Here is a 26,825-nt window from a genome sequence, read left to right on the forward strand (position 1 = left end):
AATGGGATTTACTGCGAAAGTTTGTTAATGGAAAGGAAGCCGCCAAAGTTGCCGACGTTATTGCGAAACTTACAGCCACTCAGGCATTTGCTGCATTTATCTTTCGTGATATCGGACGTCGGCTGGTCATATTCATCCGCGACAGCCGGACCGTGATAACCGCACTCGTCACCGCGATAGGTCCAGGTGCAGGTGTTGGCCAGCATGATACGTCCCGGAAAAACAGCGCCGTCCGTTTCCGTCGGCGTGGACAGTACAAAAGAGGCACTCACCGCGCTCAGTTCGCTGCACTGCTCAATGCGCCAGCGGCTGATCACCTCCTGCTCCGGATCGGCGTCACTGTTTCCGTTGACGAAGTTCACCGCATCCAGAAAACGGGCGTAAACCTTACGCCGGACCACCGTTCCGCCGACCAGACTCTGCAGATCTTCCGCCATCCCGGTGACCATACCGTACAGGTTAGAAACCGTCAGCGTGGGGCGCGTACTGGTGCCTTTGCCATTCAGTTCAAAACCGCTCCCCTGAATGGGATACGCCTGATACTGTCGCCCCTGCCAGGTGACCGGCTCACCTTTTTCGTTCTGCTCATTACAGAAAAAATAACGTTCTCCACCGACCTCTGTCAGATCGATTTCCCAAAGCACCACGCTGGCCGACTGCTCCGCACGGGTGCATTCATTCAGTGTTTCCTGCCGGATATCCTGCATCAGTTCACCACCTGTTCAAACTCTGCACTGAACTCAACACGCAGCATACTGACCCGCGACGACCATTTTGCGCAGGTCACCTTTATCTGCCGGTATGCATAAGGCGGCGTCCACAGAAAGGCCTTCCAGCCCCCGTGCTCTGCCAGAAACGACTCCAGATGCCGGGCCTCCTCCCGGGTCACGGAAAGCGTCACACTGTACGTTTTCAGGTCGGCATTCAGCCCGGCAGGCGCACGCTGGGAATAGCCATCACCAAAGCGCACCTTCCTGACGGAAGGGGCCGAAGCCACATCCATACCGGGTTTCACTTTCCAGCGGAAGGTTTTCATCGTCCACCTCCGGAGAACAGACCACCATCGCGCATCTGCCCGGTCACAACATCCATTGCCGCCTTACGGGCTACGTCATAAACCGCCTTCAGCGCCTGTGGCCCTATCTGCCCGTTCGTGCCTTCGTTGTTAATCACCACATGGTTATTCTGCTCAAACGTCCCGGACGCCTGCGACCGGCTGTCAGCCAGACTGCCCGGTGTACCGACATAACCACCGGTGGCATAGCCGCGCATCAGCCGGTAGAGATTCCCCACGCCAATCCGGCTGGTTGCCTCCTTCGTGAAGACAAACTCACCACGGTGAACAATCCCCGCTGGCTCATATTTGCCGCCGGTTCCCGTAAATCCTCCGGTCGCAAAATGGAATTTCGCCGCAGCTGCCTGAATGGCTGTACCACCTGACGCTGATGAGCCGCCACCGGCAGCACCGCCAATGGCGCTGCCGATACTCCCGACAATTCCCACCATTGCCTGCTTAAGCAGAATTTCTGTCATCATGGACAGCACGGAACGGGTGAAGCTGCGCCAGTTCTGCTCACTGCCGGTCAGCATCGCCGCCATATTCTGCGCAATACCATCAAAGGTCTGCGTGGCAGCACTTTTAACCTGCGACATACTGTCCGTGGCAGTCTCTTTCCACTCGCTCCAGCCGGACCTGAGGCCTGCCATCCAGCTCCCGCGAAGCTGGTCTTCAGCTGCCCAGGTCTTTTTCTGCTCTGACATGACGTTATTCAGCGCCAGCGGATTATCGCCATACTGTTCCTTCAGGCGCTGTTCCGTGGCTTCCCGTTCTGCCTGCCGGTCAGTCAGCCCCCGGCTTTTCGCATCAATAGCGGCCCGTTTTGCCCGTTGCTGCTGTGCGAATTTATCCGCCTGCTGCGCCAGCGCGTTCAGGCGCTCCTGATACGTAACCTTGTCGCCAAGTGCAGCCAGCTGGCGTTTATACTCCAGCGTCTCATCTTTATGCGCCAGCAGGGATTTCTCCTGTGCAGACAGCTGGCGACGTTGCGCCGCCTCCTCCAGTACCGCGAACTGACTCTCCGCCTTCCACAAATCCCGGCGCTGCTGGCTGATTTTCTCATTCGCTCCGGCATGCTTCTCCAGCGTCCGGAGTTCTGCCTGAAGCGTCAGCAGGGCTGCATGCGCCCGGTCTTCCTGACGCTCCCCGGCTGACACTTTGACACCTGACGACTTCGGTTTTTTCAGCGTCGATTCATAATCCTTTTTCGCCGCCGCCATCAGCGTGTTGTAATCCGCCTGCAGGATTTTCCCGTCTTTCAGGGCATTATTCAGCTCTTCCTGCCGGTCAGTATATTTCTCCAGTGGCGTCAGCAGGCGCTCATACGCCTTCTGCGCCTCTCCGGTATACTTCAGCTGTGACGCCTCACGCTCAGCCCGGTCCCTTGCCACCAGTTCACCGGCTTTTTCCATATCCGACTGCAGCGTGGCTGCCGCCAGCCCCAGACGGGCATTTTCACGGTCATCCCATGCACCCTGAAGGTTGGCACGGAAAGAGGAGGTCTTTCCCCGGCGCTGACTCCGGCTCTGGTACCACTGCCATTTTTTATCCGCCTCATCAAATGCCTTCTGCGCACTGGCGAGCATATCCGCTGAGGATTCAGGACGACCGATATCCAGGATGGCATCCCACATCAATTTGAATGCCTTCCCGGTTTTATCCGCCCAGGTTTCCAGCGTCCCCATGTTTTCTTTCAGGCGACGGGTCTGCTCATCAAAGCCTTTTGTGGCGATATCGTTCGCCGCCTGTAAGGCCCCTGCCTCATCACCCGAACGCTGCAGCTGCGCAACATACGCAATCTGCTCTGCCGTCACGTTACGGAACTGGCGCGCCATAGCCATCAGTCCCGACGTCGGGTCGGTGGTCAGCTTTCCAAAAGCCTCTGCAACCTTGTCCACTTCCACACCGGATACAGAAGCAAAACGCGCCACACTCTGGTTGATGGCATCAAACTGTTCACCACCACGCACACCGGCATTCACCAGGGCTGCCAGTGACTCACTCGCCTGGTTAAACGTCAGCCCTGCTGCCTGTCCGGCTCTGGAGAGCGTCAGCATGCGATCGGCAGTCAGTCCGGACTGATTACCGGAAAGAACCAGGGTTTTATTAAACGCTGAAAGCGTGGAATCCCCCTGGTACCAGGCATACGCCAGCGCACCTGTCGCCACCGCCAGCGAGGTGACCCCGACCATCGGCAGGGTGATCGCACCGGCAAGCCCCCTGAACATGGGGAGCATCCCGCCGAAGGCGTCCTTCACCTGACCGCCCTGTTGCAGCAGAATAAGCCAGGGATTCTGACCACCGGCAAGCTGCGTGGCGATATCCGTAAACTGTGCAGGCAGGGTACGCATGGCCGCTTTATACTGCCCGACGGAAATCCCGGCTTTTTGTGCAGCCAGCGCCTGACGGCTCAGGCCCTGTTCAACAGCACTGGCGGTTTTTCTGGCGTCGGTATCCAGTCCTGAAAAATGACGCCTTACCCGGCTTATCTGCTCATCGAAACGGACCGCATCCAGACTCAGGTCAATAACAAGATCACCAACCGGCTGGGACATATCTCACACCTCCAGGAATCTCCGCTGAAGCCATCATTAATGCGACATCATCCTCACTGACATCCACCACATCCGCAGAAGGTGAAATATCGCCCCCTCCTTCCCCACCAAACCGGATGCCTCCGGCAAGTCCTGCCGCTTTCTGCATCAGCATTTTTTCCTCATCCGCCATCTCCGTCTGCTCTTCCTCACGCCGGGGGGCAAGCAGACTGAAGTCCGAGGGATACATATCCGGATCGCAAAAAAACAGGCTGAGTACGGTGTACGTCAGCCCGGAAAAATGCATATCCAGTTGGGTATCGTGAAAATAATGCGTGCGGTAAAAATGTCGCCAGTCGGCATATTCGGTGGATGTCATCCCGGCAAGCATGGCGCGCCAGTCAGGCCTCCCCATCTCACGCGCCAGTCTGAGGGCAAAATTCAGCTCGCCGTCGAAGACTTTCCCGCAGAAAAATCATCATCAGTAAGCGCATTATTTTTCGCCACTTCGGTGATATCCGTATCCACATGAACAGGCTCACTCATCCCGGACAGACGCAACACCACGTCTTCCGCCCGGGCAATGGCATCAGCAGGCCAGGTGGTCAGGACTTCCTGCTCAATCTGCATCACAGCCTCATTCATTGACGGTGACTCCGTTTTCTGCGGATGGTTATGCCACAGGGACATCGCCACCAGAAACGCCCCGGTTCTGACAATGTCTTCCACGCTCACCTGCAGGTTGCCGCTGGCTTCAGACTCTTCTGCCCGCCGTTTCAGGAGGGCAAGATGCTCGATACGCTGCAGCGCAGACAGTTCAGAAAGCGTGACGGACACACCGTTATATTCAAATTGTTCTGTTTTCAGAAACATGTATAACCTCCGTTTACCCTGCAGCGCCCGCTTCAGTAACGGTGACTTCAGCTACCGTGGCAAACTGACCATTACCGGAAATCACGGGGATACTCACTTTTCCAGCCTTAACCCCCGTCACAGTGATCACCATATCTTTCACAGCAATGGTTCCCGTTGACGGATCGGCGGAAACCGCTCTGAACGTCTTGTCGGTTGCACTTTCCGGCTCAAAAGAAACAGTCAGGGTGGTTGCTTTCCCTTTTTCCACGGTACCGGATGTCGGCGTCACCTTAATTGCAGTGACCGGCGTAATTTCGCTGCGTTCTTCCGCCACGGAGGGTTTGCCCACGTTGGTAACTTTCACTGTTCGGGTGATCACTTCTTTCGCCGTCACGGCCTTACCGATACTGCTGACCCAGCCACGAAACACATCCACCGTGCCATTCGAAAAACGGATTTTATAGGCCCGGACATCGCCGCTTTCAAACCAGCCTATAAGCCCTTTCTGGCCTTCCTCTCCCGGTTTCCAGGCCAGCGTAAAACTGGTATCACCCGCAGATTTCTGTCCCTGCCCGGTCGCGGTCCAGTCCGCGTCTTCATCATCCAGGTAGTTATCATCGTAGGATTCTGCCGTCATCTCGCCGGGTGTCAGATCCTTCACCTTAGCCAGTCGCTGCCAGTCATCGTCTGACAACGGGTTTGCATAAGCATCACCCGTGCCGGTGTAAACCCACAGTGTGGTACCGGCACCTTTTACCGGCGCCAGGGGATTTGGTGTTGCCATATCGTCCTCACATCTCGTATGTAATGGAATAAGTCAGATCTGCAGAACTCCACAATGCCATATCGTCATCACGACGATAGTCATAGCCCTGCGTAACCATCGTGGTAATCATGCCTGCCAGTGCAGGGATCGCCGCCATCGCCGGGTAAATCCGGCTTTCCATCCACTGATCAAGCTCTGAATCCGGTACCTGTGCCGGTAAAAACACCTCAATATGCAGTGTGGCCCGCCAGGTATCTGCATCCAGCTCTTCACCGGTATACTCTGCATCCGTCAGATAAACCGCGACCGCGGGAAAATCCTCTTCGTCAAAAACAACGGGGCGACCATCAAACAGCGTCGCCCCGTGTTCATGCTGCTGCAGTGCATCCAGCACTGCAGCACGGATATCAGTATGTTTCATCGTTTTATCGCAATCCTCAGTTGTTGTTTCAGCGCATATGCCAGTTCTCCGGGCAGGCGTTCACGCCGGATACGGTCAACGTTTTCATCAAACGCCTGTTTCAGTGGGGCCGCCATCGGGATTTTCACCACATCAATGGGGTAACGGTTTTTCCCGGCCACACGCTGCATTACATGCCAGCGACCATTTTTTAATCGCTGAATAAATGCCCGCTGATAACGATGCTGACCGGCTTTGAGTATGCTGTTCGGACGACGGCCCAGCATCCTGATCCCCAGCTTAATCACCGGGAGATCACCGCGTTTAACGATAATTTTGGCATTCGGATTTCTGACCGTGGCCCGTTTCAGTCTGGACCGTTCCTTTACCAGTTTCCGGCTCACCCTGGTCTCCCGGGCAACCTGTGACGAAGACTGATTAATCGCCGTTGTGGCCACGCGGTTAATGGCCATTGCTGAAGCCGCCGGAATGGCGTTTTTACGAACCCGGCTCAGATTTTCAATCGCCTGATCAAGCCCTTTTATCGCCATAATTCACCCTGCGTTTATCGTCGCCGGTTAACTGCCGGTGGTTGCCCACGGTTGAGCCAGAGATAACAACTGCCCCCGTCATCCGGAGAAACACGATCCACCCAGAATGTCTCACCATTAATGGTCAGCGTGTCACCACGCCGCACAGCACGAACCGTATCCGTCCGTACAAATAATGACGGGCAGCTTCCTTCAATACGGACCCCGCTACCGGCAAACCCCAGCGATTCCGGATCGTCAAAAACCCCCTGAACTTCGCTGCCACACTGTGCCCCCGAGGTGAACTGCGCACAGAGCCCCATCACTTCAACAATCGTGCTGTCCACCCCGGCAAGGGCAGCATCAAAGGCATTCTGAAAATCACGCATGCTCAGCCGTTCCGTGCTGTATCATGGCTGTCGCCAGTGGTGATGGCACCAGAACACGCATGCCCCGGTACGTCAGTTCAACGGGACGGCCTGTCTCCGGGCAATACCCCATCACATGCAGGCATTTCCGCACACGAACCGCTTTAACATCATCCGTAGCATCAGTGTTGTGCAACTGCTCACCATCGTCTGTGTGATTTTGCTCAGGCCCGCTCTCATCACCAGGCATAATGCCCTCCCGGGAAGCAGCAAGCTCCTCTTCCCACTCAGACACACGTTGCGCAATATCCGCAGCACTCCCCGATATATCCGCCTCGCGCCCCAGCAGGCCAGCCAGTTGACGAAGACGATTCAGATTTTCTTCTTTTGTTGCCATATCAGCCCCCTGTGAAAAAAGACACGGGGGCATTTCGCCCCCGCTCACGGATTATTTCACCTGCACCACCACAAACTCATCCGGATCCGGCAGCACCATCAGCGGTGCGGACTGCGTCATGGTAAATTCACGGGCCGGATCGCCCACGGTCAGCCAGTGTTTCGGATAACGGGAAGAGGCCACCACACCTTCGGACAACGCCTGTGCATCCTGAATGGCACCATAGCAACGAATGCCCTCTGCTGCCGTATTCCCCAGGACCAGTGTACCCTCCGGCAGATAACGTTTTTCGGTACCGTCTTCTGCCACATAAGACGTTTTTGCCACCACAATGGCCAGATCACCGTAATACCCTTTGAAAGACACCACAGCCCCCAGGTCTTTCACTGCCGTTTCGAGTTGTGAATTTGAGCCGCGACGGGTATCCAGTTTTTCGCGGAAAAGCTTAAAGCCATTCAGCAGACGCCAGACAGTACCGTCCATAATGGCAATATTCACAAGACCGCTGGCCTGATCGCAGTAAAGGTCAATATCATGCGTCGGATCAAACGTATCACGGTCCTGCTCAGACCATTTTTTACCGTCGGCCTGCTCAATGTTATTTCCTTCAGAGCGTCCAAAATCAACCTCAATTTTCTCGAACTGGTCTCCTTCCATGGTGTATTTGCCATACAGCACGGCATTCACCGCCTGCATTTCTTCCACCTGGACAATGGCGTGCTCTTCCTGTTTGAGGTTATCTGTGATGATACGCAGACGACGGTAGGCCGGGTCGTTCAGCTGAGCCGGATCTTCACCGGGAAGACGCTCAACCGCCTGCTGGTAATTAAATTCGTGTTTCGGCTTGACGTAGCCCGGACGTAACACGCGGGTTTCACCACCACGATGACGCAGCACTTTTCCTTCAACAACCGGGGAAACATAGGCCGCCACCGGCGTTTTTCCGGTAATTTTGTCCAGCATCACCTCTTCGGTATGGAAATTCACCGTACGGCGGAAAAACAGCTCCAGAAACAGCGCACGATATTTCACTTTTTGTTCGGTATAACCGAGCAACTGGCGGGTCGTAAACAATCCCATAAATCAGTTCCTTTCATTCAGAAATCAGTCAGGCCACCGCGGTGGCCTGATAACGTGTTACGGCAGCGCCGCGTGACTCAGGGCACTGCCGGCAAATGCATTTGCCTTTTTGTGTTCATCCACACTTTCAGGCCAGCGGATTGCCTCCGTCGCAAAGGTCCCCGACTTGTAATAGGTCAGTACCGTCTCTGTGCCTTCAAGCGGCAGTACCAGTATGCCAACCGCACTACCGGCTTTCTGTCCGTCCCAGACCACCAGTTTCCCGCTGGCTTCATCCAGCATCAGGGGCGTCAGTGCCGGTGTTGCCGAGGAAATCCCGCTGCTGCCTGTGGCGGTGTGAGCCGGATCATTACCGGCAAAAATACGTACTTCCGCACGCTGTTCAGTGATGGTTTTCGTTACCATATTGTAAAAACCTCCTGTTGATGGTCAGCACTGACTTCATGGCATGGCCATGAGCATTTTCACGTCCGCATCACCGTCTGCTGACGTCTGTGGCACGCCACCCTGTACCGCTGCCGGTGAATGGTTCGCCATGATGCGTTCAAACAGGGCGGTTGTGGATGCAGAGACCGGCTCTGCCTTACCTGATCCCGCAGCCAGCACAGCCCGGGCGCTCTCCACGGTCATTCCCGGGCAGGCAGCCAGCTGTTCAGCCTGCGCCTCAGCCCCTTTTGCCTCATCCAGTGCCATGATCTGATCACGGAGTGAGGGTCCGGCATCCGCCTGCGGTGAAGCAGCCAGGACAGGGCGGGCTTTTTCCACCGTCATCTCCGGCATCGCCGCCAGCGTTGCCGCCAGTTGTTCACGACCTTTCGCCTCTTCACACGCCATAATGCGATCGGCTTCACTCTGCGTGGATGCCACCGGCTGCTGCGGTGCCGCCGCGGCCAGAATCGCCCGGGCCTGTTCAACGCTCATGCCCTGTTGTCCTGCCAGCATCGTGGCAAGCTGTTCACGTCCTTTCGCTTCCTGGCATGTCAGGATCCCCATTACTCGCTGGTTCTCCTGCACGGCGGCTTCCGTTGCAGTTAATTGCGGCATAGTGCCTCCTGTATCATGTGTGTTCAGCGCCGTTGCCATCACACTGATGGCATCCGACGCATTGATTAATTCATCCGCCAGCCCGGCCTCAATGCCGGACTGACCTTCAAAAACGGCGGCCTCTGTTCCCGTGACCGCATCCACAGACAACCCGGTATACATCGCCACTTTTTCGGCAAACATCCGGTGCGCCGCATCAATGCGCTTCTGCATGTCCTGGCGAACCTCTGCCGGTAAGGCTTCAAACTGATTGCCATCCACCTTATGCGCCCCTGAGTAAATCAGCGTGATATCCACACCGGCCTGTGCCAGATGCCCGGCATAGCTGACATGGCTCATCATCACGCCAATGGAGCCGATACGGGATGTCTGGGTAACCAGCCGTCGGGAGCAGGCCGACGCCAGCAGCATGGCTGCAGAACAGGCCGTGTCATTGCACAGTGCCCAGACCGGCTTCTGCTGGCGGAGGCGATAAATCATGTCAGCGCAGTCAAACGCGCCGGCGGCCTGCCCGCCCGGACTGTCAATGTCCAGCAGTACGCCCCGCACCTGGCTATCCGCCATTGCCTGCTGAAGACAGGCGACAATGCCGTCATAGCCTGTCATTCCGGAAAATGGCCGCATACCACCCAGCCTGTGCACCAGCGTGCCGGTCACCGGCAGTACAGCAATACCGTTCACCACCCGGTAAACACGGGCCGGTCGTTTACCTCCGGCCATGTACTCGTCCGTTTCAGCCAGCATTCCGGGAGCATCAAGCTGTACCTGCTGTTGTGGTACCGAAAGACTTGCTGCCCCCATCTCGCGCCCGAGCGCGCAAAAGAAAACCCGCGCATAGGCGGGCTCCAGAAGCAGCGGTTCATTGAATGCTGCGGCAATAATGTGTGAAAGATTACGTCTCACGTGGTGTTGTCTCCTCTTCCGGGCTGCAACTCTCCGCTATCTGCTGCTGATACGCCTGCGCTATCCACACCGGACGTGAGAGTCCGGCTTTTTGCCGCTCTGCAGATTCCCTGACCTGCTGGCGGAAAATGTCCTGATAATCCTCGCCCATCAGCGCCAGCTCTTTCTCATACGTGCTCAGTCCGGCCTCAATGCGCATCACCGATTCCTGGACTTCCTTGAGCCCGTCAATGGCCATTCTTCCGGCACCAATCCACTCTGCCCGTGACCAGGCTGATCGCGCCTGATAAAAATCAAAACGCGCCCGTGGCGGACGAATAATCCCCCGAAGAAGTGCCTCTTCCAGCCAGCAGGAAAACATCTGCGTGGCCAGCCGGGCCGCAATAAATTTTCGCCGCCCCATAAAATAGCGCCACGACTCATTGGCGGAGGCGCGGGCACTTGAGTAACTGACCTTCGAGTAATCACGGGACAACTGTTCGTAGGAAACGCCAAGACCGGCGGCGATATACCGCAGCAGCGCCTGTTCAAGCGCAGAAAATCCATTGTCTGAATCCTGCGCTGTCTGTAGTTTCAGATCATCACCGGGGAAAAGGTGCGGAATTTTGACACCGCCCAGTGTCACGTTATTCGTGTCATACCAGCTGGAGAACTTCTCCAGAATATTAATAAGCGGATTATCCTTCTGCTCCTGTGGCGCGCCGGCGATATATTCAAAGGCCTTTTCGGTATCAAGTTCACTTTCAATCGTCGCTGCATACATCGCCTTCACTATGGCCGACTGAAGCTGTGTTGCCTGAAGGGAATCGAGCATCTTCAGCCGTTCCATGACGCTGTAAAACTGATTAGCCCCACGGGTCTGCCCGTCCTCTACCGGCTCGAAAATATGCAGCATGGACGGACGCCCGGTGGGAAGTTCACGCGGGATCCGTTCCCATCGTCCACTACCAGAGAACGGAAAATCATCCTCACAGATATGGTACGCAACGGCACGGCCATATCGATCGACCTCCACACCGGCACGCAGAAAACGGTTCCCCATACCGTGTCCTGGCGTGTCCACCCGTTTCGGACTCACGGCTTTAAAACGCGTACGGAATAACTGCGTGGTTTCCGTATCCCAGACCGGCTGCACAAAGATTTCGCCGTTAAACGCATGAACGCCCACACCTTCACGGATAAATTCCGTGAACGTGCGTTTTCCTTCCACGTCGATCTCGCCAGACATCCCTTCGGCGTATTCCGACCAGGCCGCCTCCACCTCATCGACAAAGCTTTTTGCTGCGGTCTCCCGCATCCCCAGCCAGCGCCAGTTCGGACGGTAGCTGATCAGAAACATATGCCCGACAATGTGATCCTTATGCAGGGCCACCGCATTAGCCGCTATTCCGTTATTGCGCACCAGATCATCTGCCCGGGCATTCCCCAGACGCAACGCGGGCAGCAGGGCCGCATCGGCACTCTGCGCCGGTGGCAACCACTCCGCCATTTGCCCGCCAAATCCTGCGCCGCCCCCGTGGTAGCTGAGGCTCTCCCGAAGCGGAACGCCGTTCACATCAATCAGGACAGGCGTTCGTTTCATAACCTCACTCCCAGCGGACGACGGCGACGGCGGGTTGTCCCCAGTACCGACTCCGCATCATTGATCGCACGGTTAAGCTCATCCAGAGAAGCCGCCGTATATTCAATTCTGCGACCATCTTTCTGGACAGACACCACCCGTTTACCGGTTAATAAATCAAGGCGCGCCTGACGCAGCGCCTGCAGTTCAGCGACTGTAACCATTCACTCCTCCGGACAGCTTCGCTGCCAGTTCTTTCAGGGTTGGCCGGGTTGTCTCTTCTTCCCGGGATTTTGCCAGTACAGCCAGATCAAGCTGCCAGCGTTGCACGGACACACGTAATGCCGCGTAGGCATACACCAGGCAGTCCAGCGCTTCGTTACGCCGCTTTTTGTTATCCCACAGCAGACGCATCTTTCCTTTTTCCCACTTCTCCACCAGCTCTTCCGCCACCAGTTGCTGCGCCTCTGTCTGCGAAAAAATCTCCGGATCATCAGGAAAACGGATGGCATACGACGTGGCTTCATCCGCAGGCGTGGGATCGGCTTTCATACGGGCATAGAGAATTTCTTTTGCGGTGTCTGTCCCCACTTCACACAGATACACTCCCCGCTGATTGCGGGTTTTTGGCATGGTGATCACCGGCTTGCCATAGACAGATGCGCCTTTTACCGGCAGAACCCGGAAAACACCGTGTTTTTTGATCTCTGATAAACGATTTCACCATCGATCCCCCCGGTGTCCCAGCAGACACGGGAAATGGTCATTTCAGTGCCATCCGCATGGCGGTATTTTTTGTTGATCGCCGCATCCACACGTAACAGCGTCTCTTCCTCATCGGGACGCCCCATAATGATGATTTTATCCACCAGAAAGGCTTCCTCTCCCGGAGCCCATCCCCAGACATACATCTCAAAACGGTTTCGCTGCGAGTCAATGCCCGCCGTCAGATAAACCACCCGGGCAGGCACCGCCGCCGTGTAACGCACAACCTTATCCATCAGTACCTGGTGATCGAGTTTTTCGCCCACGGCCTCTTCCCAGGTCTCGCCCAGCGTGGTGTTCACAAAGGTTTTCAGGCCGTTGGGATCTTTCAGTGCATCCAGCCAGTCATAGACAATCTGTACCCAGGTGGTGAACGGACTGTACGCCGTCCAGATATGGAATGTGATGGAGCGCGGCGGCGGAATTTCATTACCCGCAGCGCTGAAAAACGTCAGGCCGTCACGGGTCCACATCCCCGTGTTTTCACAGATCCACCGCCCGTTGCTCTGGTCAAGTTCAGACTGATGGATCACGCAGCCATGATGTTCACAGAGGTAGAAAACGCTTTCGGGGCTGTCCTTCTCCCATTTAAGGCCAAAAGGCGTGGATTCATCGCCAAATTTCAGATACTGCGCCTCCCCACAGTGCGGGCAGGGCACATAAAAACGCATGAAATGTGCCGACTCGTTAGCGGCTTTTTCGATCTGACAGGTGCCTTTGATTTTAGGCGTCGAGCCGCGAATGGATTTTGGCCATACAGAGCCCTCAATACGCTTATCCCCCAGCAGGGTTGGCGAGCCCTCTTTTTCGACATCCGGCTCGAACGAGGAAAGTTCGTCATAGCAGACCACGTCCACGGATTTTTCACGGTAGTTTTTGGCGGCAGCGCCGCCCAGGCACCAGAAGCCCACACCCGATGAAAAGCGTTTCAGCGTGAGAGTATTGTCACGATGTTTACGACCCAGCCATGGGGAAAGGTCTTTCAGGCATGGCACGTCCCGAATCGTCGCCTCCACGTGAGACTTCATAAAATCTTCAGCGGCAGAATCCGTAGGCTGAAAAAGCAGACTGTTACGGGATTTATGCTCAATAAAATACCCGACCACCCCCAGCAACATCTTTGTATAGCCAACACGGGCAGATTTAATCAGATTAACAGTGCGGATCTGATCATTCCCCATGCTGTTCATGATGGCGATCTGGAATGGCAGCGTTTTCCATTCTCCCTCACCATATGAAGATTCTTTAGGCAGATAATAATTTTGATCAGCCCATTCAACTGGCGTCACCGGCAATGCCCTTATCAGGGGCTGTAATGCTGTTGTGACAGCGCTCATCATATTATTCAGTTGTTGCTCTGATATATTCATCGAGTAAATCCGGTAATTTATCCCCCGCCCGCGCACACTGATTTGCCCCCTTCGCAATAAGGGTTTTCAGATGGTCAAGATGGCGCGGTGTTAAATCAGGAAACTGTCGCTGCATGGATAAAGGGATGGAATCAAGCGTACTGGATAACGCCATTGCCAGCTTACTGAGGGCAAAAATACAGAACCCGGTGTCAATAAGTTTTCCTTTTGACACCTCATTTTTTAACTGCTGTGTAACAGCCTGTTCTGCTGTCAGTTCCCATCTGGCAATAAGCAATTTCTCCTCATAGTCGTCTTCGCTATCGCCATCAGGCACATCGTTTTTACTTCTCCTCAGATACGATATGTAAAAATCGCGCCAGGCATCCAGATCCAGTTGCCCTCGCTTATTCGATATCGGGGCACCCGGCAATTTCTGCAATCTGCGAAGCTGGCGATCGGTCAGACTTAAATGCCTGGCAACTTCAGTCTGCGTAGCCACTCCTCACCTCGCAAAAACTCTCACCTCGCAATCACAACAAAACCGGTCATGTCCGGCTTACATGTCTATTTTTTGTTCATGTCCGGTTCACAGAAAACCTGTTTTTATATTTTTCATATAGTTAACTTGAAGAGAAACCGGACATGGATCCCGGAAAATTTTCATAAATAGCGAAAACCCGCGAGGTCGCCGCCCCGTAACAGGCCGGATCGCCAGAAAGGACCCGAAAATGATAATAATTATCAATTAAATAAAAGTTATCTCAACCGACAAGTTCACCATGAAAGAGGACAAATAATGAGTTCGGTCTCAATGCATTAATTGATCTGCATCAAATTTAAGTAAAAACATCTTTGGACAATACAGAACACTGCAGTGAATATGGAAAAAGACAATGTCATCGAAGAACAAAACCAGCAAAACAACAACCCGTAACATCCGTTTTCCCAATCACATGATTGAGCAGATCAATATCGCCCTTGAGCATAAAGGCTCCGGCAACTTTTCGGCATGGGTTATTGAAGCCTGTCGCCGGAGGCTGGCAGCAGACATAAAATGTGCCCGTCAGTTAACTGTAACAAAGAATGATACACCGTCTGCTCTGTGATAACTGTTCATATAACCATTTCTTTATATTGCTGAATTTACAAAAAGTCGCAGTTATTAGTCGTATTTATTCCGAATTGAAATCATCCGTCATATAAAATAAAAAAGAATAACAATAATAATCTTCTACCCTTATCAGTACCTTTACTGCTGTGCTCCAACACAGCAGTTTTTTTGATTATGCTCACATATTTTTCATCCCCACCGCACTGCACATTATAACTGTTGCTTTTCAATTCAGGCTTTGTGCAGGTATGTCTGAATCTCCTCCGGGAGAGGTCTTCATCGTTATCAGCCCCAAAACACACCAGCGACACTGACAAAGAGCCTGCGAGTGCAGTTGCCCCGTTTTCATTTTATGATGTATTCACCCAGTCAAATAATGAGCAAATTCAATCCATGTCAGACGGCAGAGAATCATAAAATTTAACCATCGTGCTTACATAAACAATCCGATAAAGACTTAACATACTTAAAATCGCATATTGCATAAGAATAAATAATAAGTCATCAAAAAACATCGGGCAAAACTACCGCAACTCCAGTTAAAAAGACAATATATTAATCCAGCGACCTCATTTATTATTCAGAAATGCTTAATAATAAGATATTTCCTGTTATTCCTTTATGGAGATCGGGTAACTGCTCCATGCCAGTCTTGTTGAATGGCTCAAAAAATAAGAGAATAATTCATAACATATATTGTAATTCAGGCTCGGTTATTTCGAATTGAATACTTGCATTAAAATCTGATAAAAAATTCGTCATAACAACAACATTCTCTTCTGCATGTGCCATAACCTGCCGTAACAACCCGGCAGGTTTTTTTATTGAATAAATTTCCGGTTTCTTCCACCATCGCACCGGCCAGGCGACTATGAGGGGACAACGCCGCGCTCCGTTAACGCAGTAAACCCCGGTGTGTATCGTTTTTGATTATCCCCGCACACTCGCGCAGAGGAGTCTCCCCGTAGGGCTGCGGTCTCTGTTAATGCGGAAATACGGCGACGATACAACGCATTGAAAAAACTATTTCAGGCACTGAGTACGGATATATTCCTGAAGCGTTCTCAATGCTGCCTGGTCGCTGATGATTCCGTCTCTGATACCGAGAACGTTTCGTCCAGCAACTTGAGAGAGTTCGACGCTGGCATCATTGCCCACGCGGGCGGTGGCGGTGGCTTCACGCACGGAACCTGAGCAGGTGGCGTTGATCCGCAGGCGCTTACGACCAGCGGTAACATCAGCACGCAGAGTTTCATTTTCAGCTCTCGCATCGGCTAATTCCCTCGAGTATTTTGCATCGAGCGCAGCAACATCGTGCTGGCGCTGCTGCATATCAGTAATGGTGGCGTTCGCCAGCTTCAGCTCACTGACTTTTTTATCGCGCAGCTCTTTGTAAGTGATGGCGTTATCGCGGTAATGATTCAGCCCCAGACCAAGCGCACCACAGGCTACCAGCAGGACAATAATCACCACACACAGAACACGGTTCATATCCCCCTCACCCCAGCATCCCCGACGAAGACAACATCATCCAGCCTAAGAGCAACCAGCATTAGTGAAAATGAAATGCCGACGATTACACAGAGGATCTTCGCCAGCGTTATGAGCTTGTCTGACATGCTTAATCCTCTTCACGATTTCAACGCAATGACCAGTTTTGCCAGCCCATACAGCATCGGAGACACAGCAATACCGACCGCCACCCACTTAATAGCAAAAGCCAGCGCTCTGCTGATGTCATCAGTTACAGGCGCTTTCAGTTCAAGGCCGTTTTTCATAGTCAACCTCAACAGAATTCGTTTATACTTTTCCATGTTCTCCCTTGCCTTATCCAAGGTCAGAAACACAAAACCCCGCTTGCTGCCAACAAACGGGGTTTTACTTTTATTCACTTAGGTTTTGCCAGTTCGCAGGATTTCGTGTTATCCGTCCGCGTTGGTCAACGTCATTTTTCAGCAAAATATTCTGCTTATCTGTCGATTCCCCAGCACGCCAGCGCGCTCTCCTGGTCACGACGGGATATCTGACCGTAACAGTTGTTTGAGCGGATACGGCAGTCTCTGCCACCGTCCTTAATCCACCAGCGAATCGCTTCACACGCTCCCCTGCGATCGCCTGCATTAATTCGTTTATAAAACGTCGACGGGAAACACTTACCGGGGCCAATGTTATACGGGCAGAATGACGCGATCCCCGCTTTCTGGGGTTCAGTCAGTGGCACTTTGATGTTTTTCGCCACCCATGCCAGCGCCTTATCACGTTCAATGGCGTTAACCCGGTCGCATTTTTCCTTTGACAGCTTCATGCCAGGAATAACAGGCTTACCATCCACCCGGGTGGCTCCACGGCAGATGGTCCAGATCCCCGCACCATCACGGTATGCCGTGGTGTGGTTACCTTCCTTTTCATCCAGAAACTGGTCGAGGATTTCAGGCGCAGGCGCACCTGCGGCAATCAGCGCCAGAACGGCAGCCGACAGACCGTATTTGATTTTGGTGTTCATGGATATTTATCAGGATTTATCGGTTCCGAATCCCTGGATATGTTAAGTCTTCAGCCCGCCAGTGGTGGGCACTGGTGTTTTACCTGATGGCTGAAATATATCTGACAATTCCCGTCGAGGATTTAGCAATGTATAACGATGAACATAAATATACCGCCTGCATGCAGGCCATGAATGAACAATTTAAATCAGCATTCCTTAAACTCATTCAGCAAAACCACAAAGCAGTAAAATCCATTCAGGCTGAGCCGTATGGACACCTCACACCACCAACTCTCGACATTATGTCCAGAATATTAACACCAGCCATGCTTCTACGTCTGAAAGACAATATAAATGACTGGTTAAACGAAGAATTAAACTACCTTGAATGTGAGTGGGATCATCATTACGCCAAATCACAAAAAGAACGCATCTTCCGTCGATTATCCGGCAACAGATAACGAGCCAGCTTATATACGTCCTTTAAGATAAGTCAGTCCTGGATGAAACCAGTAAGCAGGCACTTTTTTAAAGGGTGGATTATCAAAATCACGAAGAAGAGCCTCCCGCACAACTGCATCCTTGTCCGCACCACTGGCCAGCGCTTCAATCTCAGCAGCTACCTGCAGATATCCCATGCAACGACCAATGCGCTTCATTAGTCCCTGCTTTTTATTGTTCTTCAGGTAATCAATGGCAAATTCAATGAGCGCCTCACTGTGCTGGTGCGATGCTGGTGTTACTTTTCCATCTTCACGGATCGTGATATTCCAGTCATCGCTTGTCACAATAAAAGATGGCCGATTCCCCCCCCATGCCTGGTCTTTATCCGGTGCAGACGCAATAAAATAACGTTTATTGCCTTCCTCTCCGGCACTTTTAACTGTAATGGAGTACTTTTCTGACAATGCGGTCGGTAAAAACTTTTCCTGCAAAATCTTCGCAAAGGTCCTGCGAGCAATTTTGATGCAATCATCGTAAAACGCTGCTTCCTGCTCATCGCGGCGTTTTTTTTCATCTTCAGAAACCATCAGCACCGACAGTTTTTTATTCAGTTCAGTGATTTCATTTTCCAGGCAACTTATGCGCTGATTCATTTCTTCATGGTTCATCGTCTACTCTCCCCGCGCCGCCTTACGCCGGTCTTCTTTAATTTTGAAATACAGGTTCGTCAGATACGTCAGCAGACCAAACAGCAGACTCCCCAGCACGCCTATTGCCACCCACTGGGACGGAGAGACTTTGTCCAGCAGCTGCAGTAACCAGTATCCCGTCCCCACCGCTGACGTGGTGTATGACACACCTGTTGTGATTTTTTCCATCTGGTACATACCCCGTCTCCCGTTATCCGGAAGCTGACAACAATAAAAAAGCCACCCGTTAATTACTGATGGCTCTGATGCATAAACGTCATCATTCCTGACCGTTATGATTGACAATGGTTATCATTTTTATATAAAAATACTCCCGATATGTGTTACATATCATTTCTCCACGGGGAATATCCCCACGCCAGCGTCAGACTCGTTTTCCCGTTCTCTTCTGTGCTGGCGTTTTTTTATTATGATGTCGGTGCATTTATTTCCAGCACCAGGCTTTCAATCTCAACACCATACGCGGAATTTTTGGGCGTAAAAAATCCCCTCCGGTGAGGGGATTTGCTTATGTAAACATTTACACTGCTTACCTGCATGGTGCCGGGTGCCTCCCGGTGAATTCAGTATCAGCACCTGAATCCGCAATTATCCCATATACCTACTTGCTGATTGCCCCTCCGCACAGGGGGATTCACCATGCGAGATTTTTTTAACAAATGCTCAGTCTGACAGGCAACTGTCAACTGACTGAATAGTGACACGGATTACACTTGTTACCCACATACCACGAATCAGGTTATTCTTCAGTCATTATTAAACTGCACTTCAGCAAATCCAGAGCCTGATTCACAGGTATTGGATTTGATTGTTACGGTCATTCCTGTTAACTGTGCACTTTGTAACAACGGCTGCAAATTCCACCGGTTAGTCCAGTATTCTTTCCCGTCAACCTTTACAGTAAATGTGTTATCCCCATTATATTTGGAAAACTCAATTTTACCTTTAGCACAATCCGCCGCCATTGCATTAACAGAAACCAATGCAAATAAAACCGCCATAAACATCTTCTTCATGCTTAACTCCTTTCATTCACCCGTTGTATATAATGACTGAGACTTTCTGTTCAGAAAGGCTGCTGCTGTATTACTTTCCCATAATGTATTGTTTATTTTTATAACTGGCCTGTCGCCACTTATCTGACATTCTGGTTGCATCTCTTCATTCACGTAGCGAACCGAACGCGTCCCCTGATGATGGCAATTCAGAATAACCGCTACAGTACCCAGTATTGCTGATATATTATTAAAGGATATTCTCCCCACTCTGACACTATCCTCTCCCCGATACTCCGGAAGCACATTGCTGATTCTCCCCCAGTTCAGAGTGAGGTCCACGTCTTCCGGCGTCATCGTATAAACAGGAGCAGTTTCAGACAGTGCCAGACGAAATTCTCTCTGTATTTGCCTGAACCGTAAGGCTTCTGCTGTAACAGTGACAAAACGCAGAACTGCTCTGGATGCATCTCTGGTCATTGTATTACCACTGAACTCCATTAACGCCAGATATGATGAAACCAGTGAGTGACGACTGATTTGCATTCCGGAACGTTCCAGCGCTGCGACACGTTGCAGCGTGGTATAACTGCTGTCCGTTGTCATGGAAACAGTTGTCACACCGGGCACTGATATATGTGTAAAATCTGAAAAACGGTAGAAAGTATTTGTGGCCGTATTAACGAACCCGGCCACATATAAATTATTTTGCTCAATAATCAGACGAAGATGGTCAAAACGCGCCTCATAGATATCAAGCCCTCGGATATCCACAGAAATATAACTACCCGGTGGAGTATGATTAATAACAGATACCGATGTAGCCCCCTGAGATATATGCTCAAGAGGGGTCGATATTTCTGTCCGTATACTATTTAACGAAGATACATAACTTTGTTGAGTCGAAAAGTCTATCGTAAATTCCCGGGAATAGGATACCGAAGAAAAGCCCAGTAACAGGCACAGTACCCATTTAAACAATATACACTTCATATACAGGTATTCCTTTTGGCTGAAGTAATCAGCACCAGACCCGGCGCAGATATAAAAAAGGCCCGCAAAAGCGAGCCTGGTAAATAAATATGGCGCGTTGTACTGGATTCGAACCAGTGACCGATTGCTTAGAAGGCAATTGCTCTGTCCGACTGAGCTAACAACGCATGATGCAGATAATGGACCGCCATCGAGGACTCGAACCCCGCACCAACAACCCTGTTATCGTGTCGTCTGCTCTTCCTGATGAGCTAATGGCGGTATGTTATGGTGGCCCTTGCTGGATTTGAACCAGCGACCTGGCGATTATGAGTCGCTCGCTCTCACCACTGAGCTAAAGGGCCGGGCGCAGGATAATAACGGTACGTAACTAATTCTGCAATATCATCCGTTCTGACTGACTAAATCCTGAACTTCCTTGACCGTCTGCTCAAAACGCTCAGTCTCCAGCTCAACGCCAATTGCACGACGTCCCAGCGCCATCGCTGCTTTGACCGTCGAACCCGACCCCATGAAAAAATCTGCAACCAGATCTCCCGGACGACTGCTTGCGCTGATTATCTGCTGCAACATTTCTGCCGGTTTTTCGCACGGATGTTTCCCGGGATAGTACTGCACCGGTTTATGCATCCACACATCGGTGTACGGCACCTGCACAGTCACACCGAAATACCGCCGCAAATTTTTATATTCTCTCAGCAGTTCCGTATACTGCCGGTTCAGTTCACTGTATGTGCTGACCAGCTGGTGGTGTGGCTGCTCCAGTTCACCGCGCTGATGTTTTTCTGCTGCAACACGCGCAAACAACGCCTGCAATTTGTTGTAATCAGCTTCGTTCGGTAACTGCCACTGGCGGGCACCAAACCAGTGCGACACCATGTTTTTCTTTCCGGTGGCTTCCGCTATCTGTTTCGACGTTATCCCCAGTGATTCACGCGCATCACGAAAGTAAGAAATCAGCGGAGACATCACATGCTGTTTAAGCTCGCGCTCCTTTGCCGCATAGCCGCCATTTTTTGGCTGGTATGGCCCCTGATAATGTTCAGCAAACAGAATACGCTCTGTGGCGGGAAAATACGCCCGCAGGCTTTCCTTACTGCACCCGTTCCAGCGTCCGGACTGCTTCGCCCAGATAATGTGATTCAGCACATTAAAGCGTTCACGCATCATGATTTCGATATCAGATGCCAGGCGATGACCACAGAACAGGTAAAGACTTCCGGCGGGCTTTAATACCCGCCAGAACTGCTCCAGACACTGGTCCAGCCATTTCAGGTAATCATCATCGCCCTTCCACTGGTTATCCCAGCCCTCGGGCTTCACTTTAAAGTATGGCGGGTCTGTGACTATCAGGTCGACAGAGTTTTCCGGTAAGGCCTGGATAAACTCCAGGCAATCAGCGTTGATTAACTCACAACTGGATATTTTTACAGTATCAACCATAGATCAATAAGCACTTCTCTGATAGGCTCATACCGCTTTTGCGCAAAGCAGATGGGCCTGAGGTTTGCTTGTGACCCCAACGTATGAGCAGATGGCTGGCAGGTGCCGCTAACACCCACCAGCCGCCCATTACCACAAATTAAAAAGCCTTCACTGCGGAAGGCGTCTGTAACAACCGAACTGATAATCTGCCAGACCCGCCATAACAAGCTGGGTCAGTATTAACTGACAGCGTTCGCGTGAAAGGTAAGTATTCTGCGCAATTTCCCCGACGGTCGCCGGTTCGGTGACACTTAATTCATTAAACACCACTCTGGCGGTTTCGGTCATATCCTGCTGTTTTAGCATGTCTTTTTCCCTTTTCTGGTTAACGTGACATACCAATACCTCTTGTCGAAAAAGCCAGCAAGCTGAAAGACCGGTATTAATAACCACCAGCGCGTTTAATATACCGCACCACTTTCGGGGCATAAAAAAATGCTCAATGACGGGCAGTAAAAATTCTTTGTTACTCAGGTGATTTTAACGCACCCTGACAATGTTAATTTCAAAATCATCAATATGTCCGCTATTAAGTATAACGAATTTCGTACTCCCACTTCTGTACGATTTTGATAACACAAGACGATCATCATAGCGTGCAAGAACGTAATACCAGACATTATCATAGTGGATCGACTGATATTCCCTCTTAAACTGGGGTTTGTACCAACCGGCAATAAGAGAGAATGTCCAGAAATAAATCATGAATCCAGCCATCATGAACTCAATTCGGTGATGGCGAATAAAAGATACTTCCGAAAAGCATTTGACTGAAATAAGTTTTCTTCCTGACCTGACAAAAAGCGTAATTATAAAGACAGCAATAACACAAAAAATAAGCACATCTGGCTCAACGTACTGATGAATGACCGAAAATTCCAGAACAGGTGGAATAAAAAGCAGCAATATTGCCAGAAAAAGTCTGATAAAACTCAAATTCTGTATATTGTTTTTTTGTTTTATGCCTAAAAAGAAAACAATACCAACACCCCATCCAGTAAGGAATATAACGATAACGGTCACAGCATAAAACAAACTTCGGGCCACATCATCAACGCCAGCTCCGACAACCCACCATGGAAAGCCATAGTAAAAGGAAGTACCCCATCCATAGAAATAAGCGCTTCCCCATCCAAGACAGCCCATATAAGCAATAAAAAGTGAAGAGTTCCTCAGTAGAGTACTGTCATCCATACCCATCTCTCTAACAATTTAAAAACATTGACTCACCTTACATAACAAAGGAGATTCCATGCAGTCAAGAGACTTCAGAGCAGGAGAAACTCATTGCACAATCGCCATCACGTTTAACGTTATGCACCGCTTTCCAGATATAAAAAACCCGCTCGATGGCGGGCTGTAAAAATCCTTCTAACGTCAGGCATAAAACGCCCATCGTTAGAGCAAATTTACCACAGATTCGGGAAAAATCAACAACACTATCGCGTTACCCTCTTTAACTGCCGCTCCGCCCATGCCTCTTCAATGTCAAACCGAACCACCAACGTATCGTAAAAGCGTTTCACTGATTTTTTCCATGTATCAAGCGTGATAGCACTCGTCACTTTGCATATGGCATTAAATGCCTCCGTTGATGGCAGTCTTTCATAGCCACGACCGCCACAACGCCGGCAGTCCCTGATAACAGGCATACCCCGTTTTTCTGACTCTTCACGATGAATGGCAACACCACGCCCACGGCAGTCTTTACAGGCAGTGGAGATCTCTCCCTTCCCTTTACATTCAGGACAGGAAACTTTCACCACCTCCCGGATTTTTTTCCATTCTTCCCAATAAGACGGATACACGCCTTTTGTGCACTTTGCCCATACTGGCGGCTTACCATCCGGATACTGAACCTTGTTTGTAAAAACTTCGCTTTCAATAAATTTTTCCCCACGGCAACAAGAACACTGCTTTTTACTCGCTGCACTGCGGGCATAATCCTCAAAAGCATACGAAGCCATAATGCGCATCACTGCCGGTTTTATTTCTGCCGGAAGTTTTCTTAACGCCGCCACGCGATCGCACTGACTTAATGCATAATCTGCCAGTAATTCTGTTGCCCGCGCCCTGTCGTTCATACTAATGCCCATTTTCCCCAGGAACGCAGAAAATCCCATCTCAGCCCAGTTCTGTGTCATGCCCTGTGCAGCCATCACATCAGTGATACTCAGTGCATCTTTTGATGTCGAGGCGGATGCATCAGTCAGGCCTGGCGATTTCGGGGAATAGTATTTCGGTAAATCTTCCAGTTTCATTTTTGGACCTGCCCGTCATGCATTATTTCGTAAATCTTCACGCCCAGCCGACCACCAGGAACGACCTGACCTCGCACAATATTGATTTCATCAAACTGCTCGTCGTCGATAAGCAACCCCGCATGTGTCAGCGCATCCAGCAGTGCTTTCAGGATATTGTCCAGGTCACGACGGCGCTTATCCGGCGGCTCTGCGATAACCTTTATCGCCAGCCTTCCGGACAGGTTTAATTTCAACCGCTGCTGGCGAACAATTAGCGCCACATCACGGCGATAACGCTCACCGACTTTTGATACAAAATATGTGTTGCCACGACGTCGCCAGTAAGTATTTACCGTCGGCGGATAAGGTAAAATAAACTCATGGCGCATCAGCGCAGCACCTCCTGCACCAGTTTTTCAAACTTACCAACTTTGGTTTCCAGTTCTGCCACACAATCCACCATCTCATCCACTGCTTTTTGTGCGCGGTGCTTCGCCTGCATCAGTTCCCTGAGCGCCGGCACCATATCCCGACGAATGGCATCTTTTGTTACACCTGTTTTTTCCAGTTGTTCCGCCTGTCGCAACATTTCCTGCGCCTGTTTACGTAATTGTTCAGGGGTAAAAGTCATTGTCTGTTTGTTCAAAAGAAACGCTCCATCTTACTGCTGTCGGTTCGCTTATTGCTGTATCTGCGCGGCTGGGATGACCGCATTGGGGTGGAAAGAACCTGTGCGCTTTCCTGGTCTACGGGCAGAAAATGTCCGTTATAAAAACGCCGGTAAATCGTTCCCAGAGAACCGTTACGTTGTTTCGTTATATTGATTTCCGCGATACCTCTGGCCTGCGTATCCGGGTTGTATACTTCATCCCTGTAAAGCATCAGAATGATGTCCGCATCCGCCTCTATTTCTCCGGAATTTTTCAGGTCTGAGTTCATGGGGCGTTTATTGGGTCTGGACTCCACACCACGGGAGAGCTGGCTCAGCGCAATTAAGGGAAAACCACCAGATTTTGCCAGGCCTTTAAGCCCCTTTGATATTTCACCCACGGCAAGGTCATGACGCCCCGTGGTTCGGGTTTTTATCAGCCCGAGATAATCAACCACCACCAGCGCCGTTTCCGGATGTTTAATCAGGTGGTGTTTCGTTGTTGCGCATATCTCATCAATGGTCAGGTTCGCCTGGTCCACCATCCAGATATTGCGCCCGGTCATCCGCCCCACTCCTTGTGAGAAACGTGCCCAGTCTTCGTCTTCAAAGTGAGTGACAGATTTCAGGCGTGATACCGGCATTCCTCCAGCCGCAGATACCATGCGTTCACCAATCTGGATGTTCGCCATTTCCATTGTGAACAGAAGAACACCATGCCCCTGCTCAGTCACCTTGTCGATGATATCCAGCGCCAGTTCGGTTTTGCCCATTGACGGACGAGCCGCAATGAACACCTGAACCGCCCCGGAAATCCTGGAGACTAAACTCCCTGAGAAAGAGGTAAACAGGATGACTAAAAATACTCGTTTTTCCCCCGAAGTCCGTCAGCGGGCGATTCGTATGGTTCTGGAAAGTCAGGATGAATATGACTCACAGTGGGCGGCAATTTGTTCCATTGCCCCAAAGATTGGCTGTACGCCGGAGACTCTGCGTGTCTGGGTTCGCCAGCATGAGCGGGATACCGGGGGCGGTGATGGTGGGCTCACCAGCGCTGAACGTCAGCGTCTGAAAGAGCTGGAACGTGAAAATCGTGAACTGCGCCGCAGTAACGATATCCTTCGCCAGGCTTCCGCTTATTTTGCGAAGGCGGAGTTCGACCGCCTCTGGAAAAAATGATGCCACTGCTGGATAAGCTGCGTGAGCAGTACGGGGTCGGACCGGTATGCAGCGAACTGCATATTGCCCCGTCAACGTATTACCATTGTCAGCAACAGCGACATCATCCGGATAAACGCAGTGCCCGTGCGCAGCACGATGACTGGCTGAAGAGAGAGATACAGCGCGTATACGATGAAAATCATCAGGTGTACGGTGTGCGTAAAGTCTGGCGTCAGTTGTTACGGGAAGGAATCAGGGTGGCCAGATGTACAGTGGCGCGCCTCATGGCGGTTATGGGACTTGCCGGTGTTCTCCGGGGTAAAAAGGTCCGCACTACCGTCAGCCGGAAAACCGTTGCCACAGGTGACCGCGTAAACCGTCAGTTCGTGGCAGAACGTCCTGACCAGCTGTGGGTGGCTGATTTTACTTACGTCAGCACATGGCAGGGCTTCGTCTATGTGGCGTTTATCATTGATGTGTTTGCCGGATACATCGTGGGGTGGCGGGTCTCATCGTCTATGGAAACGACATTCGTGCTGGATGCGCTGGAGCAGGCGTTGTGGGCCCGTCGTCCGTCTGGCACCATCCATCACAGCGATAAAGGCTCTCAGTATGTGTCACTGGCCTATACGGAGCGACTAAAAGAAGCCGGATTACTGGCATCAACAGGGAGTACAGGCGACTCGTATGACAACGCGATGGCTGAGAGCATCAATGGTCTTTACAAAGCGGAGGTAATACACCGTAAGAGCTGGAAAAACCGTGCAGAAGTGGAACTGGCCACACTAACGTGGGTGGACTGGTATAACAATCGACGATTGCTGGGAAGGCTGGGCCATACTCCTCCGGCAGAAGCAGAAAAAGCTTATTATGCTTCCATCGGAAACAATGATCTGGCAGCCTGAGTTCACAGATAAAACACTCTCCAGGAAACCCG

General features: G+C 51.5%; 34 protein-coding genes, 3 tRNA genes, 3 pseudogenes and 1 other annotated feature. Of the genes and pseudogenes, 4 read left to right on the plus strand and 36 right to left on the minus strand.

The window, feature by feature from the left end; translation table 11 throughout:
• Window positions 1-8: 8 nt before the first annotated feature.
• From QUF14_RS16675 to QUF14_RS16755, 17 genes and pseudogenes are all read right to left on the minus strand, one after another.
• Entirely contained in the window at window positions 9-707 is a 699-nt protein-coding gene (locus QUF14_RS16675; RefSeq protein WP_001152535.1) for a phage minor tail protein L, read from the minus strand.
• Window positions 707-1,036 carry a phage tail protein gene (locus tag QUF14_RS16680; protein WP_000847337.1) on the minus strand — a complete coding sequence of 110 codons (330 nt, stop codon included), beginning with the start codon at window positions 1,034-1,036 and terminating at the stop codon, window positions 707-709. Before QUF14_RS16680 ends, QUF14_RS16675 begins: the two co-directional genes overlap by 1 nt.
• Window positions 1,033-3,612, minus strand: coding sequence for a phage tail tape measure protein (locus QUF14_RS16685; RefSeq protein WP_286333071.1), 2,580 nt, complete (start codon window positions 3,610-3,612; stop codon window positions 1,033-1,035). The genes QUF14_RS16680 and QUF14_RS16685 overlap by 4 nt, the downstream gene beginning before the upstream one ends.
• Complete coding sequence (locus QUF14_RS16690; RefSeq protein ID WP_074394174.1) at window positions 3,593-4,006, minus strand: phage tail assembly protein T; 414 nt, start codon at window positions 4,004-4,006, stop codon at window positions 3,593-3,595. The genes QUF14_RS16685 and QUF14_RS16690 overlap by 20 nt, the downstream gene beginning before the upstream one ends.
• 26 nt (window positions 4,007-4,032) lie before the next feature.
• Window positions 4,033-4,464: a phage tail assembly chaperone G gene (gpG, locus tag QUF14_RS16695; protein WP_000479080.1), complete on the minus strand. Its 432-nt coding sequence runs from the start codon at window positions 4,462-4,464 to the stop codon at window positions 4,033-4,035.
• Window positions 4,465-4,477: 13 nt separating this feature from the next.
• Window positions 4,478-5,230: a phage tail protein gene (locus QUF14_RS16700; RefSeq protein ID WP_100733826.1), complete on the minus strand. Its 753-nt coding sequence runs from the start codon at window positions 5,228-5,230 to the stop codon at window positions 4,478-4,480.
• A gap of 7 nt (window positions 5,231-5,237) precedes the next feature.
• On the minus strand, window positions 5,238-5,633 hold the full coding sequence (locus QUF14_RS16705) for a phage minor tail U family protein (protein ID WP_000683091.1): 396 nt from the start codon (window positions 5,631-5,633) through the stop codon (window positions 5,238-5,240).
• A complete protein-coding gene (locus QUF14_RS16710) occupies window positions 5,630-6,163 on the minus strand; it encodes a phage tail protein (RefSeq protein ID WP_000975024.1) in 534 nt (177 codons plus the stop codon). Before QUF14_RS16710 ends, QUF14_RS16705 begins: the two co-directional genes overlap by 4 nt.
• Window positions 6,164-6,177: 14 nt before the next feature.
• Window positions 6,178-6,531 carry a head-tail joining protein gene (locus QUF14_RS16715; RefSeq protein WP_001204560.1) on the minus strand — a complete coding sequence of 118 codons (354 nt, stop codon included), beginning with the start codon at window positions 6,529-6,531 and terminating at the stop codon, window positions 6,178-6,180.
• Complete coding sequence (gene gpFI / locus QUF14_RS16720) at window positions 6,524-6,907, minus strand: DNA-packaging protein FI (RefSeq protein ID WP_001355131.1); 384 nt, start codon at window positions 6,905-6,907, stop codon at window positions 6,524-6,526. The genes QUF14_RS16715 and gpFI overlap by 8 nt, the downstream gene beginning before the upstream one ends.
• Before the next feature lie 51 nt (window positions 6,908-6,958).
• The gene (locus QUF14_RS16725; RefSeq protein ID WP_000522660.1) at window positions 6,959-7,987 is read right to left on the minus strand and encodes a major capsid protein; all 1,029 of its coding nucleotides are present in this window, start codon (window positions 7,985-7,987) and stop codon (window positions 6,959-6,961) included.
• Window positions 7,988-8,044: 57 nt separating this feature from the next.
• Window positions 8,045-8,392 carry a head decoration protein gene (locus QUF14_RS16730; RefSeq protein ID WP_000256809.1) on the minus strand — a complete coding sequence of 116 codons (348 nt, stop codon included), beginning with the start codon at window positions 8,390-8,392 and terminating at the stop codon, window positions 8,045-8,047.
• A 36-nt stretch (window positions 8,393-8,428) separates the two neighbouring features.
• Window positions 8,429-9,934: a S49 family peptidase gene (locus QUF14_RS16735; protein ID WP_001253984.1), complete on the minus strand. Its 1,506-nt coding sequence runs from the start codon at window positions 9,932-9,934 to the stop codon at window positions 8,429-8,431.
• Complete coding sequence (locus QUF14_RS16740) at window positions 9,924-11,516, minus strand: phage portal protein (RefSeq protein WP_100733827.1); 1,593 nt, start codon at window positions 11,514-11,516, stop codon at window positions 9,924-9,926. The genes QUF14_RS16735 and QUF14_RS16740 overlap by 11 nt, the downstream gene beginning before the upstream one ends.
• Window positions 11,513-11,719, minus strand: coding sequence for a phage head-tail joining protein (locus QUF14_RS16745; RefSeq protein WP_000259002.1), 207 nt, complete (start codon window positions 11,717-11,719; stop codon window positions 11,513-11,515). Before QUF14_RS16745 ends, QUF14_RS16740 begins: the two co-directional genes overlap by 4 nt.
• A pseudogene (locus QUF14_RS16750) lies at window positions 11,703-13,630 on the minus strand (phage terminase large subunit family protein). The gene QUF14_RS16745 and the pseudogene QUF14_RS16750 overlap by 17 nt, the downstream one beginning before the upstream one ends.
• Complete coding sequence (locus QUF14_RS16755) at window positions 13,602-14,111, minus strand: terminase small subunit (RefSeq protein ID WP_000235436.1); 510 nt, start codon at window positions 14,109-14,111, stop codon at window positions 13,602-13,604. Before QUF14_RS16755 ends, QUF14_RS16750 begins: the two are co-directional and overlap by 29 nt.
• Before the next feature lie 394 nt (window positions 14,112-14,505).
• On the opposite strand from QUF14_RS16755, the gene QUF14_RS16760 reads away from it, so the two are divergent.
• Complete coding sequence (locus QUF14_RS16760) at window positions 14,506-14,718, plus strand: YlcI/YnfO family protein (RefSeq protein ID WP_000095729.1); 213 nt, start codon at window positions 14,506-14,508, stop codon at window positions 14,716-14,718.
• A 1,028-nt stretch (window positions 14,719-15,746) separates the two neighbouring features.
• Here QUF14_RS16760 and QUF14_RS29080 read toward each other — a convergent pair.
• The 4 genes from QUF14_RS29080 to QUF14_RS16780 all read right to left on the minus strand — a co-directional run bounded on the left by QUF14_RS29080 (window position 15,747) and on the right by QUF14_RS16780 (window position 17,226).
• A complete protein-coding gene (locus QUF14_RS29080; RefSeq protein ID WP_001082615.1) occupies window positions 15,747-16,214 on the minus strand; it encodes a lysis protein in 468 nt (155 codons plus the stop codon).
• Window positions 16,211-16,342 carry a hypothetical protein gene (locus QUF14_RS16770; RefSeq protein ID WP_371832130.1) on the minus strand — a complete coding sequence of 44 codons (132 nt, stop codon included), beginning with the start codon at window positions 16,340-16,342 and terminating at the stop codon, window positions 16,211-16,213. Before QUF14_RS16770 ends, QUF14_RS29080 begins: the two co-directional genes overlap by 4 nt.
• Window positions 16,343-16,354: 12 nt before the next feature.
• Window positions 16,355-16,537: a hypothetical protein gene (locus QUF14_RS16775; RefSeq protein WP_052834940.1), complete on the minus strand. Its 183-nt coding sequence runs from the start codon at window positions 16,535-16,537 to the stop codon at window positions 16,355-16,357.
• 155 nt (window positions 16,538-16,692) lie between these two features.
• Window positions 16,693-17,226 carry a lysozyme gene (locus tag QUF14_RS16780; protein WP_001092885.1) on the minus strand — a complete coding sequence of 178 codons (534 nt, stop codon included), beginning with the start codon at window positions 17,224-17,226 and terminating at the stop codon, window positions 16,693-16,695.
• 86 nt (window positions 17,227-17,312) lie between these two features.
• Here QUF14_RS16780 and QUF14_RS16785 point away from each other — a divergent pair, with 86 nt between their 5' ends.
• Complete coding sequence (locus tag QUF14_RS16785) at window positions 17,313-17,669, plus strand: hypothetical protein (protein WP_000818213.1); 357 nt, start codon at window positions 17,313-17,315, stop codon at window positions 17,667-17,669.
• A gap of 9 nt (window positions 17,670-17,678) precedes the next feature.
• On the opposite strand, the gene QUF14_RS16790 is transcribed toward QUF14_RS16785, so the two are convergent.
• Entirely contained in the window at window positions 17,679-18,320 is a 642-nt protein-coding gene (locus QUF14_RS16790) for a hypothetical protein (protein WP_215261664.1), read from the minus strand.
• Between the two features lie 3 nt (window positions 18,321-18,323).
• Window positions 18,324-18,539: a class II holin family protein gene (locus QUF14_RS16795; RefSeq protein ID WP_000284517.1), complete on the minus strand. Its 216-nt coding sequence runs from the start codon at window positions 18,537-18,539 to the stop codon at window positions 18,324-18,326.
• Window positions 18,540-18,880: 341 nt separating this feature from the next.
• On the opposite strand from QUF14_RS16795, the pseudogene QUF14_RS16805 reads away from it, so the two are divergent.
• A pseudogene (locus QUF14_RS16805) lies at window positions 18,881-19,015 on the plus strand (hypothetical protein); the annotation flags it as partial.
• A gap of 93 nt (window positions 19,016-19,108) precedes the next feature.
• On the opposite strand, the gene QUF14_RS16810 reads toward QUF14_RS16805, so the two are convergent.
• The 13 genes and pseudogenes from QUF14_RS16810 to QUF14_RS16870 form a co-directional block, all read right to left on the minus strand.
• A complete protein-coding gene (locus QUF14_RS16810; protein WP_000738083.1) occupies window positions 19,109-19,378 on the minus strand; it encodes a Shiga toxin Stx2g subunit B in 270 nt (89 codons plus the stop codon).
• Window positions 19,379-19,390: 12 nt separating this feature from the next.
• The gene (gene stxA2g / locus QUF14_RS16815) at window positions 19,391-20,350 is read right to left on the minus strand and encodes a Shiga toxin Stx2g subunit A (protein WP_001364489.1); all 960 of its coding nucleotides are present in this window, start codon (window positions 20,348-20,350) and stop codon (window positions 19,391-19,393) included.
• 90 nt (window positions 20,351-20,440) lie between these two features.
• Window positions 20,441-20,517 (minus strand) — tRNA-Arg (locus QUF14_RS16820).
• Window positions 20,518-20,530: 13 nt separating this feature from the next.
• Window positions 20,531-20,611, minus strand: a tRNA-OTHER gene (locus QUF14_RS16825).
• Window positions 20,612-20,618: 7 nt separating this feature from the next.
• Window positions 20,619-20,694, minus strand: a tRNA-Ile gene (locus QUF14_RS16830).
• Window positions 20,695-20,734: 40 nt separating this feature from the next.
• Window positions 20,735-21,793, minus strand: coding sequence for a DNA-methyltransferase (locus QUF14_RS16835; protein WP_135276010.1), 1,059 nt, complete (start codon window positions 21,791-21,793; stop codon window positions 20,735-20,737).
• Between the two features lie 150 nt (window positions 21,794-21,943).
• Window positions 21,944-22,141: a hypothetical protein gene (locus tag QUF14_RS16840; RefSeq protein WP_000917767.1), complete on the minus strand. Its 198-nt coding sequence runs from the start codon at window positions 22,139-22,141 to the stop codon at window positions 21,944-21,946.
• A gap of 174 nt (window positions 22,142-22,315) precedes the next feature.
• Entirely contained in the window at window positions 22,316-23,029 is a 714-nt protein-coding gene (locus tag QUF14_RS16845; protein ID WP_024166254.1) for an STM1630 family protein, read from the minus strand.
• A gap of 64 nt (window positions 23,030-23,093) precedes the next feature.
• Window positions 23,094-23,231: a hypothetical protein gene (locus tag QUF14_RS16850; RefSeq protein WP_001329662.1), complete on the minus strand. Its 138-nt coding sequence runs from the start codon at window positions 23,229-23,231 to the stop codon at window positions 23,094-23,096.
• Window positions 23,232-23,274: 43 nt separating this feature from the next.
• Complete coding sequence (locus QUF14_RS16855) at window positions 23,275-24,096, minus strand: antitermination protein (protein WP_000762919.1); 822 nt, start codon at window positions 24,094-24,096, stop codon at window positions 23,275-23,277.
• Window positions 24,093-24,467 (minus strand): RusA family crossover junction endodeoxyribonuclease, encoded by a 375-nt coding sequence (locus tag QUF14_RS16860; RefSeq protein ID WP_001215514.1) that lies wholly within the window; start codon window positions 24,465-24,467, stop codon window positions 24,093-24,095. The genes QUF14_RS16855 and QUF14_RS16860 overlap by 4 nt, the downstream gene beginning before the upstream one ends.
• A complete protein-coding gene (locus tag QUF14_RS16865; protein WP_001041869.1) occupies window positions 24,467-24,724 on the minus strand; it encodes a hypothetical protein in 258 nt (85 codons plus the stop codon). The genes QUF14_RS16860 and QUF14_RS16865 overlap by 1 nt, the downstream gene beginning before the upstream one ends.
• Window positions 24,721-25,524, minus strand: a pseudogene (locus tag QUF14_RS16870) (DnaB helicase C-terminal domain-containing protein); the annotation flags it as partial. The gene QUF14_RS16865 and the pseudogene QUF14_RS16870, both read right to left, overlap by 4 nt.
• Window positions 25,525-25,579: 55 nt before the next feature.
• On the opposite strand from QUF14_RS16870, the gene QUF14_RS16875 reads away from it, so the two are divergent.
• Window positions 25,580-26,793 (plus strand): IS3 family transposase gene (locus QUF14_RS16875; RefSeq protein ID WP_371829233.1). Its coding sequence is split into 2 segments (ribosomal slippage): window positions 25,580-25,868 and window positions 25,868-26,793, totalling 1,215 coding nucleotides; the frame shifts between segments, so codons are not numbered across the junction.
• Window positions 25,861-25,977 (plus strand) — a sequence feature (AL1L pseudoknot). It overlaps the preceding gene by 117 nt.
• Window positions 26,794-26,825: the final 32 nt, after the last annotated feature.

The sequence above is a fragment of the Escherichia sp. HH091_1A genome, assembly GCF_030295175.1.
Taxonomy (GTDB): Bacteria; Pseudomonadota; Gammaproteobacteria; order Enterobacterales; family Enterobacteriaceae; genus Escherichia; species Escherichia coli_F.

Coding starts and splice junctions, on each gene's coding strand:
- QUF14_RS16855 (WP_000762919.1), bottom strand. CDS start 24,096: ATGAAACTGGAAGATTTACCGAAATACTATTCCCCGAAATCGCCAGGC.
- QUF14_RS16705 (WP_000683091.1), bottom strand. CDS start 5,633: ATGAAACATACTGATATCCGTGCTGCAGTGCTGGATGCACTGCAGCAG.
- QUF14_RS16770 (WP_371832130.1), bottom strand. CDS start 16,342: ATGTCAGACAAGCTCATAACGCTGGCGAAGATCCTCTGTGTAATCGTC.
- QUF14_RS16785 (WP_000818213.1), top strand. CDS start 17,313: ATGGCTGAAATATATCTGACAATTCCCGTCGAGGATTTAGCAATGTAT.
- QUF14_RS16840 (WP_000917767.1), bottom strand. CDS start 22,141: ATGCTAAAACAGCAGGATATGACCGAAACCGCCAGAGTGGTGTTTAAT.
- QUF14_RS16745 (WP_000259002.1), bottom strand. CDS start 11,719: ATGGTTACAGTCGCTGAACTGCAGGCGCTGCGTCAGGCGCGCCTTGAT.
- QUF14_RS16860 (WP_001215514.1), bottom strand. CDS start 24,467: ATGCGCCATGAGTTTATTTTACCTTATCCGCCGACGGTAAATACTTAC.
- QUF14_RS16810 (WP_000738083.1), bottom strand. CDS start 19,378: ATGAAGAAGATGTTTATGGCGGTTTTATTTGCATTGGTTTCTGTTAAT.
- QUF14_RS16710 (WP_000975024.1), bottom strand. CDS start 6,163: ATGGCGATAAAAGGGCTTGATCAGGCGATTGAAAATCTGAGCCGGGTT.
- QUF14_RS16760 (WP_000095729.1), top strand. CDS start 14,506: ATGTCATCGAAGAACAAAACCAGCAAAACAACAACCCGTAACATCCGT.
- QUF14_RS16680 (WP_000847337.1), bottom strand. CDS start 1,036: ATGAAAACCTTCCGCTGGAAAGTGAAACCCGGTATGGATGTGGCTTCG.
- QUF14_RS16715 (WP_001204560.1), bottom strand. CDS start 6,531: ATGCGTGATTTTCAGAATGCCTTTGATGCTGCCCTTGCCGGGGTGGAC.
- QUF14_RS16690 (WP_074394174.1), bottom strand. CDS start 4,006: ATGGGGAGGCCTGACTGGCGCGCCATGCTTGCCGGGATGACATCCACC.
- QUF14_RS16675 (WP_001152535.1), bottom strand. CDS start 707: ATGCAGGATATCCGGCAGGAAACACTGAATGAATGCACCCGTGCGGAG.
- gpG (WP_000479080.1), bottom strand. CDS start 4,464: ATGTTTCTGAAAACAGAACAATTTGAATATAACGGTGTGTCCGTCACG.
- QUF14_RS16780 (WP_001092885.1), bottom strand. CDS start 17,226: ATGAACACCAAAATCAAATACGGTCTGTCGGCTGCCGTTCTGGCGCTG.
- QUF14_RS16845 (WP_024166254.1), bottom strand. CDS start 23,029: ATGGATGACAGTACTCTACTGAGGAACTCTTCACTTTTTATTGCTTAT.
- QUF14_RS16700 (WP_100733826.1), bottom strand. CDS start 5,230: ATGGCAACACCAAATCCCCTGGCGCCGGTAAAAGGTGCCGGTACCACA.
- QUF14_RS16835 (WP_135276010.1), bottom strand. CDS start 21,793: ATGGTTGATACTGTAAAAATATCCAGTTGTGAGTTAATCAACGCTGAT.
- QUF14_RS16725 (WP_000522660.1), bottom strand. CDS start 7,987: ATGGGATTGTTTACGACCCGCCAGTTGCTCGGTTATACCGAACAAAAA.
- QUF14_RS29080 (WP_001082615.1), bottom strand. CDS start 16,214: ATGAACCGTGTTCTGTGTGTGGTGATTATTGTCCTGCTGGTAGCCTGT.
- QUF14_RS16730 (WP_000256809.1), bottom strand. CDS start 8,392: ATGGTAACGAAAACCATCACTGAACAGCGTGCGGAAGTACGTATTTTT.
- QUF14_RS16740 (WP_100733827.1), bottom strand. CDS start 11,516: ATGAAACGAACGCCTGTCCTGATTGATGTGAACGGCGTTCCGCTTCGG.
- QUF14_RS16775 (WP_052834940.1), bottom strand. CDS start 16,537: ATGGAAAAGTATAAACGAATTCTGTTGAGGTTGACTATGAAAAACGGC.
- stxA2g (WP_001364489.1), bottom strand. CDS start 20,350: ATGAAGTGTATATTGTTTAAATGGGTACTGTGCCTGTTACTGGGCTTT.
- QUF14_RS16795 (WP_000284517.1), bottom strand. CDS start 18,539: ATGTACCAGATGGAAAAAATCACAACAGGTGTGTCATACACCACGTCA.
- QUF14_RS16850 (WP_001329662.1), bottom strand. CDS start 23,231: ATGGGCGTTTTATGCCTGACGTTAGAAGGATTTTTACAGCCCGCCATC.
- gpFI (WP_001355131.1), bottom strand. CDS start 6,907: ATGGCAACAAAAGAAGAAAATCTGAATCGTCTTCGTCAACTGGCTGGC.
- QUF14_RS16685 (WP_286333071.1), bottom strand. CDS start 3,612: ATGTCCCAGCCGGTTGGTGATCTTGTTATTGACCTGAGTCTGGATGCG.
- QUF14_RS16790 (WP_215261664.1), bottom strand. CDS start 18,320: ATGAACCATGAAGAAATGAATCAGCGCATAAGTTGCCTGGAAAATGAA.